Raw genomic sequence first — 15,701 nt, forward strand, 5'->3', positions numbered from 1 at the left:
TCTCCCTTGTTCCATGAAAAACGAGGCCGAAAAATTGAATCTTGCTGCTGATTTGACTTCTCTCAGCCCTGCTGAGGCGCTCCGGATAAAGGCGCGGAAAGCTCTTTCGAATGCAGTCGATGCACATCGAAAGGGCTTGCAAGTTTATGAAAGCCTAAAGAATCTCGGAGAAGTCATTGGAACCGAGTACGGTGATCGCGTCCTTTTCGAGCTCATACAAAACGCTCACGACGCTCACGAGATCGGTGAAGACGGTGGAATTGCAATCAAGCTAATTGTGACATCGGAGGCTGAGGGTTGCCTTTATGTGGCAAACCGCGGGCGAGGCTTCCGTGATCGTGACATAAATGCAATTATTAACCTTGCAACCAGCGGCAAAGAGATCGGTGAGGGGATAGGAAACAAGGGGCTTGGATTTCGGAGCATTGAGGCTATCACGGACGACGTGCACATCTACTCGACGTCGCCGAGCCAAGATTCAAAATCATTCGACGGATATTGTCTCAGATTCGCGAAGGCTGACGAAATCCGAGAAATTCTTATTTCGGAGCTGCCCGACGAAGATGTCGAAACTGATGAAGCACGCCGAATCTCTGAAACAATTCCGCGGTATTTGGTTCCTCAGCCGTTAGATGAGATTCCCCCCGAGATTGAGCGCTTCGCCACCATTGGCTACGCTACCGTGATCTCTGCGCCTCTTCGGTCCTCTGCAGCCGTCGCTCTTGTGCGAAAGCAAGTCGAAGCGATTGCAAATTTGGAGCACCCACTTCTCCTCTTCCTCGATCGCATCGCGGAGGTTCGTATCGACCTTGAAATAGAGGGAAAGCGAACGGGGAGCCGTCGATTGACCAGACGCCGGACAATCCTGCGAGAGGGGGGTGGCCCAGGGAACCCGCGGATATCCGAGATTGACGTTGGTGAGCGGCGTCGGTTCCTTCTAGTACAGCAGGAGATCGACAAGGAGCGGATCCTTGCAGCAGTCAGAGAAAGCATTGATCGAGCGCCAGCTCTAAAACGTTGGTTGGACTGGAAAGGACAGCCAAGTGTCTCGGTTGCTGTGGGGTTGTCGACAGCAGCAGTTCTAGACGGGCAACTCTACAACTTCTTGCCAATGGGGAGTGAAGCCGGTTCGCCCCTATTGGGGCACATAGATGCACCTTTTTTCGCTGACATCGACAGGCGCAATACTGATCTAGACCTGCCGTTAAACAGTCGTCTAATGGAAGCCGTAGCCGAGACGTGTCTTTCCGGCGCTCTGACCGCAGTGCAGGAGCGGTTGGATGTTCCGGGTCGCAGCGTGTTTGACTTGCTTGCATGGACCGGGAATGCCGCTCGGAAGTTGGACACCGCAGTCAAGGCCGCGGGCTTGGCTTTGAAGGACCTTTGCCTAATTCCAATCATCCCGATGGAAGACGGCGAGAAATGGTCAACAATCCATGAAGTTACCATTTGGCCCGACGCCAATTTCTCACTGTTGAAGCCGCGAGAAGTAGTAAAGCAAGTTGGCGTGCATCTGACGTCCATCGAGTTGGACAATGATCGCCTAGGCCGTTTGCGCGAGATGGCCGGGCGATGTTTTGGACGGTATGGTTATAAATTTACGCGCCTGCCTTCGCCAAATGAGATTCCCGAGTGGTCGGCAATTTATGCAAGATCGCTCGTCGACCGGGCCTCAAGCCCGACAACATGGGCCCGATTCTACAAGGATTTGGTCACTCTGTGTGTGGCCTCAGAGGTGAGCCTGGATTGTCTCGACGGCACTGAGATCCTTGTCGACCGGGCGGGGAAGCTGCGTTCGGCGGGTGGACATGACGTGGATGATCGGCGCGGTCTCTACGTTCGTAGTGAAAGTGAGATCGGCAAGCGCAAGAAAGGCGACGTTCCGCTACCGCCGTCCTCCCTTACAAGAGGTTATCGATTTTTCGATGAGAAGATCGCTCTGTCCGATGATGTTCTGAAGGCGCTATCCGACGCAGGGCTTGTTCGGCAGTTTGATCCGCTAGAGGCGCTTGCCGGTCTCGGCTCTGCGCTGGGCAAGACGCCCAGTGACCAGAGGCGGATGGACGCCCTCGATTGGGCGTTTCGTGTGTGGGATGCAGCAGGAAAGAGCGCTGAACCAGCAATCAAGGCTGCCGACTTGCACGTCCCCACACGCGAAGGTTGGACGCCAGCGGAACATGCCGTTTTTTCCGGCACTTGGACAGAAACTGGAAGACGTCTGGAAGCGTTCCTGAGCGAAGCCTCGCTGCACTCGCAGGACTGTGAGCGTGCGACGAACCAGCTTCTTAAGCCACTCAACGATTGGGGTCTGCAGAGCGCGGAGAATAGCCGAAAGTGGGGAAGTTTTCTGGAACTCCTGGGCGTCACCGATGGCCTGAAAGAAATTGCATCTGGAGTTCAGCAAAAGGGCTCGCCCTCGTACCATTGGAACAACCTTTTGAGAAATGGAGATGCCGGCGGAGGGCTCACCCAAATATGGACAAAGCTGGCGAAGCAGATTTCATTCCACCACCCATACACTGAAGATTACACGCTCAAGGGCGAGTTCTGGCGACTGCCGGGTCAGATTGAATACGATGAGTTCCCAGATCATCTGCGCGAAGCATTCTATGAGTTGCTCGTCCACCACATCACTCGTCACGGTGACAAATTCTTGCTCGCCAGGATCGGACGCTACGGCCGTTCAGAACGTGAATGGGACGAGCGCCGCGTCGTCACGCCTCTAGGTGCCTTCCTGCGGTCCGAAGAGTGGTTGCAGGGAGACCTGCGCGGAGAGCGGATATTTCTGCCTCCGAGTCAGTGCTGGGCATCAAGAACCAAGAGACCGGGAGTTCCGGCCTTCATACCGCGTCTTTCCGACGACGCGAGGGCACTCGTAGACAGGGAGGACGGCGCCAAGATCGCTTTCGGCCAGGGGCTTGGACTTCTCGATTGGGCCAGCCCGGAGACAGCAGCGCTTCGCCTAGGTGCTTTGGCGAACTGTGTCGAGAATCTTCAGTCTGGAGATATGGCGACCTTTCGACGCCAATACATCCGGGCTTGGGGAGAACTCGCGGAGAGCCAGGCTGCGCTTCCATCTGACCTCCCTCTTGCCGTTCATCGCTCGGGTAACTTGACTCGCATCGAGGGCGACGAAGCTTCGCAGATCATTGTGATCCTTGTGGAAAACGCACAGAGCTTCGAGGCTCGAGCGCTTTCCTCAGCCGGTCTGGCGGTGCTCGAGGTAGGTGAAGTGGACCTCGGGAACGTCGAGAAAAGCCTCCGGCATATCGAGGGATATTCCCCGAGGAAATTGGACCGCGACTCTGTTCGACTGCTAGTGGACGGTTCGATTTTCGTACCTACAGCCGATGACGAATATCTCCTGTCGCATGGCCTTGATTGGCTTCCCGAGGTTGCAGTGATCGCCAACGAAGTGATCGGAGAGAACCTTGAACGGGGCATCCAGCATACGACGCTAGACAAGCGGATTCGGTCGATCAGAGTTCGGATGTGCAGGTCGATCTCTCTGACAGTCGTCGGCCAGGAAGTGGCGGCTGGCAGCCGCATGGAGTGGTACGCCTATCGAGACGAGTCCAGCCCGACGCTCATTCTGACGGACGGTTTCACGATTGACTGGCCGCGAATTGCCAAGGGGCTTGCGGCCGAGCTCTCCAAGCTCGTCGACGCTCGGCTGCGCTCCCTTGAGTTGGTCCTTCTTCGGCTGGCGGCTGGACGCCCCGATGGCGCTTCCGAACGCCCCACCGATACCGAACTCGCTGTTGCGCTTGGGTGTGATATCAGAATTGTCGAAGACATGCGCGCCGGGATGCGGACCGACCTAGCCCACGTCCTTCACCTTATTATTCCAGTCGTCGCATACTTTGAAGATCTCAACCTGGCTCGAGACCTCGCTGATGCCGCCAAGGATCAGGGGGCCGAATTCAGCCTTCGGGTTTGGCTGGAGACTCATCTTTCGGCGAGCTCTCCTACTGTCGGCGATCTGCTCGCCGTATGTGAGGAAAGCCCTGATCGACGCTCGATTGCGACGGCGCTGGACCTTCATTACGGACAGTTCAACCGAGTGCTCCAGTCGCTCGGGGAAGAAATCTTATCTAGCGAAGCAGAGTTGCGGGCCACGTTCGAGGCGTATCTACATGAAATGGCGCCCGAACTCAGAGACCGGTTAAGGCGCCTGCATGTTGCCGATTATCGGCTTGGAAATGATCTTTCAACTTACCTTTCAAGACGCGAACTGAAATTCATCCCGTTCGTCCCAGCTTGGGTCCTCGACTGCGATACACTCGACCGACAGACGGTCGTCGAGCATGTGGAGACGTCCTTTTCTGAGGCGCTCGGAGAGGTTCCGGAAGTAGATATTCCGCCCTTCGAGAAGATGATCAGCGAGAACCGCAAAGTAGCTCGCGCCTTCGCGAGCGAAGCAAAGCCCTTACTGGGGGCGTGGTGCCGCCAGAACCATGTAGACGTTCCAGACGTGTGGGAGCGAGGAGAAGCTCAAGACATTGTGCGCGTGGTCGAGAATGCTGGCTTACTTGATTTCGATCTGATCAACTCAGACCTCATGCCAGCCCTCTGCGAGCGCGCGGCCGTCTGGCCTAAGGAAATGCCTGCACGGATTGATCCGGAAAGCCTCGGCCTCGACGAAAGCGCCGTGCGCGAGGAGCAGGAGCGGAAAGCCAGAGAGCAGCAAGAACGAGATCGTCGAAAACGGATCATCCAATTCGCCGGACAGGATCTTGATCCAGGTGATCCCTCATTTGCCGCAGCCATGCAAAACATAGCCGAGGCCGCGCTCGCATCCGACGATAGCTGGTTTTCGCGGAGTCGTCAGCGTACCAGGTTGGTGCAGGTTGATGGGTCAGGAAGATCAGCCTCCGACGGCGGTAACGGCGGAAGTGGCAAGCGGGGGCAGCGCGTTACGCGACTGACGGACTCGCAGAAGGTCGCGATGGGCGTCGCAAGTGAGTGGCTGGCCTATAAGTACCTCAAGAGACGGTTTCCCGAGTCCGTCGACGAAGACTCCTGGATATCGGAGAATAGAACGAAGTTCTTTGGCGGCGGCGAAGGTGACGATGCAGCTGGCTACGATTTTCTAGTCCAGACGCCAGCAGTCGACTGGATGTTTGAGGTCAAGTCCACCTTGGAAGACGGATGCGAGTTTGAGCTGACCTCGAACGAACTCCGCGTCGCTAGTTCTGTCTCTCGCACCGGCCGCAGACGATATCGCATACTCTACGTTCCCTACGTCTTTTCGCCCGAGAGGTGGTGTGTTTTCGAATTACCTAACCCGATGGACAAGGAGACACAGTCTCATTTTTCCGTAGTCGGGCGCGGCTCGCTCAGGCTGCGCTTTGAGCGCCGGTAGGTTCGTCAGAAGTGGAGAAGGTTGGATATCAGGCCCATCCCCTCCGCCACTTGCCCCCGCGAAAGCGTTCTCCCGATCCGGCTGCGGCCGGATTTTTCCGTTTCTTTCGAGGGTTATGCGGGTGAGGCTGAGCACTGAACCAGCCGCCAGAATGCTCGGGAGGGGTCTCTCAGGGCCGATATTCTCCGGACCTCTCGACTGATCGGATCTGGTGTAGAGCCTGTAAGCTATTAAAATTGCAGCGAGAAATAGCGGCTTGACCTGAACACTTCGAAGTCAGTCGCATCCGGGAGACGGAGCAGAAGTCGAACCGAACCGCGGACGTTGGTCCGGTGGCCGAGCTACAGACTTCATTTCTTGCTCCGTTTGCCGGCCGAGCGTCTGCTGTCCCCTTTCCGATGGCTGCTCGTTCGACGACCTGACGCACTCTTGTGAACTGGCGTCCGTTCGAAATACTATCGTAAAATGATTGGCATGCCGGATCGGACAAAGTGGCGAAATCGCAGAAGACACAGGTGATCGAGCACTTGTTCGAAAAGCACTGGGACGCGACGAACGGCGCCCTCGACAAAACGCTCATGAGCCTCGACGATGTGGCTCAGGCAATCCGCGAATGCAACAAGCTGTACGGCTCGACCCTAAGCGACCGGAACCCAGCCAACTTCATGAAGGATTTGCTCCGCGGAGCGAACGCATCGAAGAACTGGCCTGCCTCTGTTGCGGCACGACGGTTCACAGGTATCCAGCGCACGGGCGACGGGGAGTGCTTCGAATTCATCCCCTACCGTCCCGGTCAGACGGAGCCGTTCCCAGATGCTTTCAAGGTTCGCGAGGACGCACCGCGTTTCCTCGTGCAATCGATCAGTCTGCCGCTGGCCACAAAGTCGCTCGGTCGATCCGATGAAACCTGGCTTATCCAGACGGCCATCAATCTCCGGGTGGTCGAGACGCACTTCGCAGTCGCCCCAGCGTTTCCTCTCCTCGAGCTTACGCACCTGCAGATGGGCATCAAGCTCCGCTCGACTGAGATCGATGCTCTGTTTCTTGGGAAGGCCGGCGACCCCAAGAATCCAGATTCTGTGCTGGTCACCTGTGAGGCGAAGCAGGCCAAGGACCCATTGATCCCCAGCCAGATCATCAACCAGGTTCAGGCCGCTTTCGCGGAAGCGGAAGTCGACACGGTAGTCCCGATCGGCCTCCGGACCGTCAGAGGCGTCGGGTTCTATCTCACGGAATTCGAGGCCGTCAGGAGAGACGACGCTGAGGCGCTCGATGAGCTTACGCTAGCCAGCGACGCCATCTATGAACTCCGGCCTCCCGTTAAGGGAATATGAGGCCTCAATTTCTTCCTGCTTTCGCTTCTTGGCACCGCTCTTTTTATCCCGTCGACCTATTGGATTCTCGACCTGGAAGTGCGCAGCCGCCTCGGTATTGCCCATGGTCAGAAGCCGCTCGTCGCCGAGGGCGATTGCCTCTGTCGGGCGAGTGGCTTCAACGCCCAAGGCTCGAATGACGGCTGCCGCGACGGCGCGCGCTAGTGGCGGCGGCACGGCGTTACCGATCTGGCGGGCCCCGTGCCATTTGGTGGCATTGAAACGGAACCAGTCAGGGAAGCCGTGAAGACGCGCCATCTCTCGTACGGTCACGCAGCGTGCGTAGGCATAGTGGATCGGCCTCGGGCTCGTGAACGCCCCTCGTGCCGAGTCGGTCCCAGCGCGAAGAGTATTGGATACGCCGTCCGCCGGGAGCTTGAAGAACCGGGAAATCGGTTCGACCCGTCCCTGATCGGTTTCTCGGAAACGGCGCCGCGAAATCTCGGTGTGCTCGGTGCGCGCGCTCGAAGTGAGCAGGCTCGGATCCCACTTTCTCGGATGTCCGAAGGCCCAGGCATCGTTTCCAAGCCCTCGCAGCGGCTCGGCATATTTGCTCGGCTTTCCAAAGTCAGACGTCTCGACGTAATCCGACGACCTAAGCTCTTCGAAGAGTTCGGCGTCGGGCAGATCGGTGAGCGCGGCTTGGCACGTCGGCCTCTCGGCAATCGTTGTCGGGTAGGCCGGCACCTCTTCGCCTCTCTTGGCGCCCATGAGGATCAACCTCTGGCGATCCTGCGGCACGCCATAGTCGGCCGCATTCAGCACACGCCAATCCTTCTGCACCTCGTAACCGGCAGCCTCGAACTCTTCGATCAATTCGAACAGGAATTTCCGGTGCTTTCCGACCGTGAGCCCTTTTACGTTCTCGAAGACAAAATACGCGGCATCGAGTTCTCTGACGATGCGCACGAAGTCCTTGACGAGTCCGTTTCTCGGGTCGTCCAAGGCCCGCTGGCCAATCAGCGAGAAGCCTTGGCAAGGAGCGCCACCGAAAACGACGTCCACACGACGGTTGCCGATCCCGGCTGCCGCACTGATGTCGTCGCCTGAGACGTCCGTGACAGATCTTGGGAGAACGGCGCACCGCGGGAAATTGTACTTGTGCACCGCAGCGTGGACAGGGTCGAGTTCGACGGCCGCGACCACATCGAAGCCGGCTTGCTCGAAGCCGAGGCTCATCCCCCCGGCCCCCGCGAACAGGTCGACTCCTATCGGTCTTGCCATGCCTTGCTCCCTGTCGTTTTCACTCAACATATCGGTGTGGCGTCGGATTGACCAGCGAAACCTAGCTTCTCAGGAAGGCTTCGACACGGCCGACGGCTCCTTCGAGGTCCCTCAGTTCGCACTGCCAGACAACGAGCGGCTCCCATCCAGCTTCTAGCAACTCGGTTGAGGCTCTCTTATCACGTTCTCTGTTTGTTTCAATCTTCGGCTTCCAGTACTCCGGCCTGGACTTCGGCAGTTGGCCCCACTTGCAGCCATGGCCATGCCAGAAGCAGCCGTGCACGAACACGACCTTCTTCCGCGACGGGAACACGATGTCGGGGCTGCCCGGAAGATCGCGACGATGGAGCCTGAAGCGATATCCGAGCCGGTGAAGGGCGCGGCGCAGGGCGAGTTCAGGCTTCGTGTCCTTCTGGCGGACCATCGACATTATGTACGAGCGGCGGTCCGCAGTTACATGGTCAGCCATCACGATGGACGCATGCGACTTGCCTGGAACGGATCGCCGGGTCTCTTCGTAGCCGCGCGGATTCCACGGAAGCTCCCCCGTTGCGTCCGCGTTTCGACAACGACCGCGCCATTGTGGACATACGCCCGCCGGATGGGTGCCTTGGTCAGGGCGATCCCCAGCGGCTGGCCATCTTCCGTGAAGACGCGAACGCCCTTGCCTTCAACCAGGAGGACCATGCCTCCGCTGACGAGCAGATCGCATTTTGACGAACAGTCATGCAAGGCGATCAGGCGGTCGCCATCCAGCACATAGAGACGGGTCGTGGTCATCACATAGAGGAAGGATTCGGTCTCAACGATGCGGACAGGCACGGAGCCCACGTCGTAGATCGTGGTCGGCGAGCCGCTGCGGTCTACACGCACCACCCGCCCGGCATAGGTGCCGAGCAGAGCGGTTTTTCCCGTCCCGGAGAAGGCTGCGGCATAAATCCAGTCCGCCTCGGCCGCGGGGCCAAAGCTGATCAAGATTTCAAAGCCGTCTTCGCCTCCTCCACTCCCGTCCAGCTGCTCAGGGTCGAGGCCGGTCAGCCGCTCCGATGCGACATTCACGGCCTTCATCCTCTCCTCGTTTCCCGGATTTACGTCTGGGTGCAGTTCACGCGCGAGCTGCCGATATCGCCTTCGGATCTCGTCGGGCGTGACCGGCATCTGAAGACCCATGACCTCCAAGGCTTGATCGATTTCCGCCGCGGTCCCGAAGCTGGACCCGCCAACCCTGATGCGGGTGGGCTCTTTCGCCGGCATCTTGAGCCCCCATAGGCGCTCTCCTTCCCGGTTAACGCACCACGCTTCATCGACGTGGGTGAAGAGGTAGCGGTTCCGATCCGGTGTCAGCGCTATACAGCGCAGAGCGCGATGTGCCTCGCTCTCTGACAAGCCGAGTCGTTCGCGGTTGGCGACGACTTCCGGGGCGGCCTCTAGATCTGTCTCGAAATCGATGCCGAGGTCGCCACGATAGACAGTCATCACACCGCTCTTCGAGCGCAGCGCGAAGCCCTCGCCCTCTGGATGAACGGAGATGTGGTAGGCATCGCGGTGTAGGGGCACCGGTGTCCCAGGTCGTCCGCTCGCGTCGCTGAAGATCACCGCTCCAGGAGCGCCAAGGCTCGCTTCTGACTTCGCAAGATCGTCGAACGACAGTGCGCCGCCACGCGTACTGTAGTGCCTGCGAAAGGCCGGATCCGGTCGATCCGATTTCGCAATTGGCTCGACGACGATTTCGCTCCAGCCTCCCTGAGGGTCTGCGAAGGCTTCCTCTGCGGCAGGCATCTCGACGGGTCGCTCCCACGCATTCGGCGAAGGCGGAAGAGGCACGATTTTCACACGCTTTGGGTCGAGTTCGTGCGGACGCCCGGCACCTCGGTCGCGTCGGAGCGATCCCGGCCTTGCTGGCTCATTGTATATCGTCGCGGCCGAGGCCTTGGGCATCTCGGCATCGGCGAGATAGAGCTCATAGGTCTTTCCGCTCTTCGCGCGACGGACTTCTCCCGACTTCTCGAGGTAGGAGATGAGCCGACTGGCACGGCGCGCGTCATCGACGCCCAGCACGGTTTTGATCCGGCTTTGCAGGATGCCGGGATTTGCGCGGATCGCTTCCCGGAGCCGGTCGAAAAGGTCGAGGTCGACGAAGTGTTCCTCCGCCTCGTCTCGGTAAGCTTGCAGATGGTCGAAACTCTGCACCAGGTCCCGCAACTCGCAGAGTCCGTCCCGATCTCCGACGATGGCCATCGTCATTCCGCCTTGCGACAGGGCCGGAATCCGAATGTCGAGCCGCTGCCCGTCGCCTTGAGGATCTTTCAGCCAGTCGCGCAGCAGCGGTAGACTTGCACGCGCGGCTGCGGCCGCGGTCACATAGTCCTTTGCGGAAACCGAGGAGGTGAAACGTTCGAGCTGCGCGAAATAGAGCTGCCCGGGCAGAGAAGGGTCCGCCATCCGGAGGATCTCAGGCTGCGGCTCGGCAGCGGCCTTACTGCAAGGCTCATCTCGCGCAGTATCCAGTGCCTTGGACTCGCGGGCAGAAGATCCGCCAAATAACCATCTGAAAATGCCCGACATGATACGCCCCAATATCCCCAATTTGTCTCAGGGTCATCTGAAACCCAAGCTGCCGCAATCCCCGTATCGAGGGGAATTTCATTTGGCGGGCACTCAGGAAAGCAGCGCCATCTGTGATCGCCATTCCAACGGAAATGGCTCCATGAGCCCCTTCAGCGTGACGTCCGACCTCTGGTTCCCATCCAGGATAGCTTCGACGATGTTGGGCGCAAGCAGCGTAAGGCGCAATACACGGGCCATGTAGGTGAAGGCGATCCCCTCACGCTCGGCCAGTTCGGCGATGGTGGCGAACTCACCCGACTCCAGCATGCGCTTCCAGCGGAACGCGCGGGCCAACGCCTTGACCAGCGTGCTGTCTGTCCGCCGCGGTTGCATGGCGCCGTCGGGCATCTGCATCTCCCTCCGCCCGCCACGCTTCACGGTTCGGAATGGTACGTGGAGCGTCACCGTGTCGGGGATCGGTGTGCCGCGGGTCATGCGGCTTCTCCGATCCCGCCGGCCAGCATCTCGCGCGCGAGGCCGCCGAGGCCGTCCATGCGAAGTCGGACGCCGAGACCGTCCGTGCCGATATCCACGCGCTCGACCAGCAGCGCTACGATGCGGGCCTGCTCGGCGGGGAATAGTTCGTCCCATAGCGGATCGAGCTGCTGCAGGGCCGCGCGGGCATCGGCCTCGGTGATGTCGTCGGCATGGGTGCGCGCCGCCTTACACGTCCCCGCGATAATCTCGGGCTGGCGAAAAACGGCGCGGAGCTGGTCGATGACGGTCGCCTCGATCTCGCCAGCGGGCACCCGGCCAACCGGGCACGATCCCGCGCCGTGCTTCAGCACCGTCTGGCTGACATAGTAGCGGTATAGCCTGTCGCCCTTGCGGGTATGCGTCGGCGAGAACGCGGCGCCATCGGGCCCGAACAGCAGCCCTTTCAGCAGCGCCGGCGTCTCGGCGCGGGTGCGCGCCGCCCGCTTCCGGGGGCTCTCCTGCAGGATGGCGTGAACGCGGTCCCATGTCTTGCGGTCGATGATGGCATCATGCTCGCCGGGATAGCTTTCGCCCTTGTGAACCGCCTCGCCGATATAGGCGCGGTTGTTCAGCATCCGATACAGGTACTTCTTGTCGATCCGGTTGCCGCGCGGCGTGCGGATGCCACGTTTCGCGACGTCCCGCGCCAGTTCCGTGCCTGACCCGATCTCGAGGAAGCGGGCGAAGATCCAGCGAACGTGCTCAGCGGCTTCGTCATCGATCACCAGCTTCCGGTTCTCGACGCGGTAGCCGTAGGGCGGCACCCCGCCCATCCACATGCCCTTGCGCCGAGAGGCCGCGACCTTGTCGCGGATGCGCTCGGCCGTAACCTCCCGCTCGAACTGCGCGAAGGACAGCAGGATGTTCAGCGTCAGCCGACCCATCGACGTGGTCGTGTTGAAGCTCTGCGTGACCGAGACGAAGGTCACCCCGTTGCGGTCGAACACCTCGACCAGTTTGGCGAAGTCTGCGAGCGAGCGACTGAGGCGGTCGATCTTGTAGACCACGACCACGTCGACGAGCCCGTCCTCGATGTCCTCCAAGAGCCGCCGCAAGCCCGGGCGTTCCAGCGTGCCGCCCGAGATGCCGCCGTCGTCGTACTGATCGCGGACCAGCACCCAGCCCTCGGACCGCTGGCTGGCGATGAAGGCCTCGCAGGCCTCTCGCTGGGCGTGGAGCGAGTTGAACTCCTGCTCCAGCCCTTCCTCGGAGGATTTCCGTGTGTAGATCGCGCAACGCTGCTTCCGGATCATTCCTGATTTTGCCGGCGCCTTCGTCATGTCCGCGCCCTCCGGTTCTTGAGCCCGAAGAACACCCAGCCGTTCCAGCGCGTGCCGGTGATGGCACGAGCGATGGCGGACAGCGACTTGTAGGGTCGCCCCTGCCATTCGAAGCCGTCCGCGGTGACCGTGACGACATGCTCCATACCCTGCCACTCGCGGATCAGCCGGGTCCCGGCGATGGGCATGGTGTCGGCGCGCATCCGGCTCTTCTTCCGGTCGCCGCCGTCGAGCTTTTCGCCCAGCCGTTCAAGCCGCCGGATCGTCTCGGGCTTCAGGCCACCATAGGCGAGTTCCTGGATGCGGTATGCCAGCCGGCTTTCCAGGTAGCGGCGGTTGAACGGCGGCGACTCGCTGTCGAACAGGTCGCGCCACTGCGCCTTCAGTTCGGGCGTTGTCGCGGTCTTGAGCCCGGCCAGTCGCGCGGGGATGGGATCGGGCTAGTTCATGCATTCCTCCGGTGAGTTGGAGTTGCATGACGGCATGCGCTCGCCGGAGAGTGTAGGCGAAATTCTCCAGTATCGTCGGAAGGATCGCTGCGCTCGCGCAGCCGCAACCGGACCAGCCCCAGCGCCAGCAGGCCGCACAGCTCGGCTCGACGCTCGGCGGGGGTGATCTGGTCGGGAGGCAGTGGGTTCGAGCCCAGCCGCGGATATGTCGGCGCGTTTCTCATGGGAGAAACGCTATCCGCGTGACCCCGAAAAACAATCGGAATCAATAGGTTAAGGGGATCCTGCGTAAGTCTGCGCAGTCAGTGGGAGTCAGTTGTGCGCGTTGCAGTGCCGCGCCGATGGCCGGCGTCGGCGGGTTTGAATGATAGTGTGAATAATTTGGGGTTGTTTATGTAAATCAGCCCCGCTAACCTCCATCAAAACAAGCGAGGCCCGAGCATGCCGATTCCCAGTGAAACCACCGTGCGTCCGACCCTGGACGAGATCCGCGGGCAGGTCGTATCCGCGATCCGTGGGGCATGGGAGGACTGGCTTGCCAGCGATTTCAATGGCGTCTGGCGTTGCAAACGCAGCCGGGCAAATTTCGTCTGGGAGCAGATCATCGAACGCGCGAACAATGCGCTCCTGGATCACGATGCCGTCCATGTGATCGACGGCCACGAAACGATGAAGTTCCTTGTTCGTGATATCGTTCTGTTTCGGTTCAAGAAGGCGGATGAGACGGGCCGCTCGTCGAATGACGCTACACAACTTGCGCTTGCTTTTCACGACCATGAACAGGACTTGTTTGGCTTGCCGGAGGTCCAGCGCGTCGAGGTCGTTTACAAACTGAATCGTCTTGAAACGCAGATCGACGATATCTGCGTGGTCGCCCGCAACGGCGATCAGATCGCGTGGGAATACAGCCTGCTGGATGCGGGCGAGGCCGCGGTTCCGTTGCCGTTGCCCGAGGCGAAACCCGAACGTCCCGCCGCGTCCATCGTCAAGCTCAAGGGCGCCGCGGACGACCGCAAGAAGCGTCAAGACTGATGCCCGCCGAATTCAATCAGGACCTGCTGCGGATAGCGCGGCAGGCGCGGAGATGGAGTCAGACAGAGCTTTCTGCGCGCTCAGGGGTGTCACAGGCAAACCTTTCGAAACTTGAAAACGGACTGATCGGGCCGACCGAAGACGTGTTGCAGAGCGTCAGCGAAGCCTTGGGTTTTCCTGTCGATTTCTTCTTCCAGAACGACCGGGTCATTGGCCTGCCGATGAGCGTGCAATACCGGAAGCGGGCGAGCGTTGGACAGAAGGCGATCGAGCGCCTGGAAGCCGAACTCAACATCAGGATTCTGCATATCCGAAGACTGCTCGATGCAGCCGAGCTGGAGCCGGAGTTGTCCCTTCCGCGTCTGGATGTCGACGAATACGGTGGCGACCCCGAACGTATCGCGGATCTCATCAGGCGCACCTGGCTCGTACCTTCGGGACCGATCCGTGAACTTGTCGCATGGGTGGAACGAGCAGGCTGCATCGTCGTCCATTGCGACTTTGCCGCGCTCAAGGTGGATGGCTTCACGGTTCAGATACCGGACATGCCACCGTGCATCTTCCTCAACCGCAACATGCCGGCTGATCGGCAGCGGTTCAGCCTCGCGCACGAGCTTGGGCATGTTGTCATGCATCAGGTGCCGTCGCCGGAAATGGAAGACGAGGCGAACGAGTTCGCGTCGGCGCTACTCATGCCGGCGCGCGATATTCGTCCCCACCTTTCCGGCCGGCGCCTTACGATCCAGCGGCTCGCCGCATTGAAGCCGGTTTGGCGCGTGTCCATGGCAGCGCTTCTCTATCGGGCAAAAAAGATTGGCGCGATTACCGACAACCAGAGCCAGTATCTCTGGCGGCAGATGAGCTCGATGGGCTACCGCAGAACGGAGCCGCCCGAGCTCGATCTCAAGGTCGAAATTCCCACCGTCCTTCCGGAGATTGTAAGGCTGCATCTCGAGGAACTCGGCTACGGCGTGTCCGATCTCGCACAAGCGCTCCGCTCAAGCGTAGAAGACCTGCGAGCGCTTCATCCGCTTCCGGGAGCCACAACCCGACTACGAGTGGTGAAGTAGGCCCTATGGAACGGTCGCAGACTTACAGCGCTATGATCGCGTCAAATCTCCCGCGCGAACCAGCGGATACGACCGACGATGTGGATTTCTTCGGCGCTCCGTTCGTATGGGCTGTAGAGCCTGTTGTCGGATATGATGCGCACGGCTGGTGGATCGCTGTTGGCAATATGCTCGAGCCGCTTCGCCACAAGCCCCATGCCGTCATCGAGCACGAAGATGCCCGGCGGGTTCGGAGCGCGGCGCGTCATGTCCACGAGGACCGTGTCGCCGTCGAGCAGCGTCGGCGCCATGCTGTCGCCCTCGACATGCATGATGCGCAGCTGGGACGGGCTGGCTTTCAGGCTGTTCCGGATCCAGGAACGCCGGAAGCGGCGTTGTTGCAAAAGTCTGACGACCAAGGATTCACTTCGCGAATCCATCGCGTTAGACGCGGTGCATGAGCAAGCCATCACCCGCCCGCTATCGCACGACGAACTGGTCCAGCTACAACGCATCGTTGCGGAAGCGAGGATCGCTGCTGATCCGGGTTGACAAGGACATGACCTGGCGTGCGCCGCGTGACGGTCGACCCGGACGTCCCGCGGTGTTTTCCGACGCGGCCATACAGTTCTGTCTGTCGATCAAAGTGCTGTTCAAGTTGCCGCTCAGACAGACCGCCGGGATGGTCGCGAGCCTGCTGAAGCTGGCAGGGCTGGACTGGCCCGTCCCGGACTTCTCGACGCTGTGCCGCAGGCAGAAGACCCTGGCCGTCCAGGTCCCCTATCGCCGCGCCGACGGGCCGTTGAACCTGCTCGTGGACAGCACCGGGATCAAGTTCCTGGGCG

Annotated in this window: 12 protein-coding genes; 5 read left to right on the plus strand and 7 right to left on the minus strand. The window is 60.1% G+C overall.

The annotated features are described in order from the left end of the window. The first annotated feature begins 13 nt into the window (after window positions 1-13). Together DKT77_RS12725 and DKT77_RS12730 are read left to right on the plus strand one after the other, a co-directional pair. The gene (locus tag DKT77_RS12725) at window positions 14-5,365 is read left to right on the plus strand and encodes a sacsin N-terminal ATP-binding-like domain-containing protein (RefSeq protein WP_109812059.1); all 5,352 of its coding nucleotides are present in this window, start codon (window positions 14-16) and stop codon (window positions 5,363-5,365) included. A 515-nt stretch (window positions 5,366-5,880) separates the two neighbouring features. Continuing rightward, window positions 5,881-6,699, plus strand: a complete 819-nt coding sequence (locus tag DKT77_RS12730; RefSeq protein WP_238547866.1) for a hypothetical protein — start codon at window positions 5,881-5,883, stop codon at window positions 6,697-6,699. On the opposite strand, the gene DKT77_RS12735 is transcribed toward DKT77_RS12730, so the two are convergent. From DKT77_RS12735 to DKT77_RS12760, 6 genes are all read right to left on the minus strand, one after another. Next, the gene (locus DKT77_RS12735) at window positions 6,649-7,992 is read right to left on the minus strand and encodes a DNA cytosine methyltransferase (RefSeq protein WP_109812060.1); all 1,344 of its coding nucleotides are present in this window, start codon (window positions 7,990-7,992) and stop codon (window positions 6,649-6,651) included. The genes DKT77_RS12730 and DKT77_RS12735 overlap by 51 nt on opposite strands. 31 nt (window positions 7,993-8,023) lie before the next feature. After that, window positions 8,024-8,431 carry a very short patch repair endonuclease gene (locus DKT77_RS12740; protein ID WP_109812061.1) on the minus strand — a complete coding sequence of 136 codons (408 nt, stop codon included), beginning with the start codon at window positions 8,429-8,431 and terminating at the stop codon, window positions 8,024-8,026. Beyond that, window positions 8,431-10,527: a J domain-containing protein gene (locus DKT77_RS12745; protein WP_109812062.1), complete on the minus strand. Its 2,097-nt coding sequence runs from the start codon at window positions 10,525-10,527 to the stop codon at window positions 8,431-8,433. Before DKT77_RS12745 ends, DKT77_RS12740 begins: the two co-directional genes overlap by 1 nt. Window positions 10,528-10,620: 93 nt before the next feature. Then, window positions 10,621-11,004: a hypothetical protein gene (locus tag DKT77_RS12750; RefSeq protein ID WP_109812063.1), complete on the minus strand. Its 384-nt coding sequence runs from the start codon at window positions 11,002-11,004 to the stop codon at window positions 10,621-10,623. Beyond that, window positions 11,001-12,326 (minus strand): recombinase family protein, encoded by a 1,326-nt coding sequence (locus DKT77_RS12755; RefSeq protein WP_109812064.1) that lies wholly within the window; start codon window positions 12,324-12,326, stop codon window positions 11,001-11,003. The genes DKT77_RS12750 and DKT77_RS12755 overlap by 4 nt, the downstream gene beginning before the upstream one ends. Further along, window positions 12,323-12,757, minus strand: coding sequence for a DUF2924 domain-containing protein (locus tag DKT77_RS12760; RefSeq protein WP_238547872.1), 435 nt, complete (start codon window positions 12,755-12,757; stop codon window positions 12,323-12,325). Before DKT77_RS12760 ends, DKT77_RS12755 begins: the two co-directional genes overlap by 4 nt. A 459-nt stretch (window positions 12,758-13,216) precedes the next feature. Here DKT77_RS12760 and DKT77_RS12770 point away from each other — a divergent pair, with 459 nt between their 5' ends. Continuing rightward, window positions 13,217-13,807, plus strand: coding sequence for a hypothetical protein (locus tag DKT77_RS12770; RefSeq protein WP_109812066.1), 591 nt, complete (start codon window positions 13,217-13,219; stop codon window positions 13,805-13,807). Continuing rightward, complete coding sequence (locus DKT77_RS12775; RefSeq protein ID WP_109812067.1) at window positions 13,807-14,877, plus strand: helix-turn-helix domain-containing protein; 1,071 nt, start codon at window positions 13,807-13,809, stop codon at window positions 14,875-14,877. The genes DKT77_RS12770 and DKT77_RS12775 overlap by 1 nt, the downstream gene beginning before the upstream one ends. Before the next feature lie 41 nt (window positions 14,878-14,918). On the opposite strand, the gene DKT77_RS12780 is transcribed toward DKT77_RS12775, so the two are convergent. Further along, on the minus strand, window positions 14,919-15,275 hold the full coding sequence (locus DKT77_RS12780) for a S24 family peptidase (protein ID WP_238547868.1): 357 nt from the start codon (window positions 15,273-15,275) through the stop codon (window positions 14,919-14,921). 38 nt (window positions 15,276-15,313) lie between these two features. On the opposite strand from DKT77_RS12780, the gene DKT77_RS12785 reads away from it, so the two are divergent. Then, window positions 15,314-15,701, plus strand: a 388-nt coding sequence (locus tag DKT77_RS12785; protein WP_109812095.1) for an IS5 family transposase, incomplete at its 3' end; no start/stop codon positions are given.

The organism is Meridianimarinicoccus roseus (assembly GCF_003172915.1).
In the GTDB taxonomy this organism is placed as follows: Bacteria; Pseudomonadota; Alphaproteobacteria; order Rhodobacterales; family Rhodobacteraceae; genus Meridianimarinicoccus; species Meridianimarinicoccus roseus.

Coding starts and splice junctions, on each gene's coding strand:
- DKT77_RS12775 (WP_109812067.1), top strand. CDS start 13,807: ATGCCCGCCGAATTCAATCAGGACCTGCTGCGGATAGCGCGGCAGGCG.
- DKT77_RS12740 (WP_109812061.1), bottom strand. CDS start 8,431: ATGGCTGACCATGTAACTGCGGACCGCCGCTCGTACATAATGTCGATG.
- DKT77_RS12770 (WP_109812066.1), top strand. CDS start 13,217: ATGCCGATTCCCAGTGAAACCACCGTGCGTCCGACCCTGGACGAGATC.
- DKT77_RS12745 (WP_109812062.1), bottom strand. CDS start 10,527: ATGTCGGGCATTTTCAGATGGTTATTTGGCGGATCTTCTGCCCGCGAG.
- DKT77_RS12755 (WP_109812064.1), bottom strand. CDS start 12,326: ATGACGAAGGCGCCGGCAAAATCAGGAATGATCCGGAAGCAGCGTTGC.
- DKT77_RS12735 (WP_109812060.1), bottom strand. CDS start 7,992: ATGTTGAGTGAAAACGACAGGGAGCAAGGCATGGCAAGACCGATAGGA.
- DKT77_RS12750 (WP_109812063.1), bottom strand. CDS start 11,004: ATGACCCGCGGCACACCGATCCCCGACACGGTGACGCTCCACGTACCA.
- DKT77_RS12725 (WP_109812059.1), top strand. CDS start 14: ATGAAAAACGAGGCCGAAAAATTGAATCTTGCTGCTGATTTGACTTCT.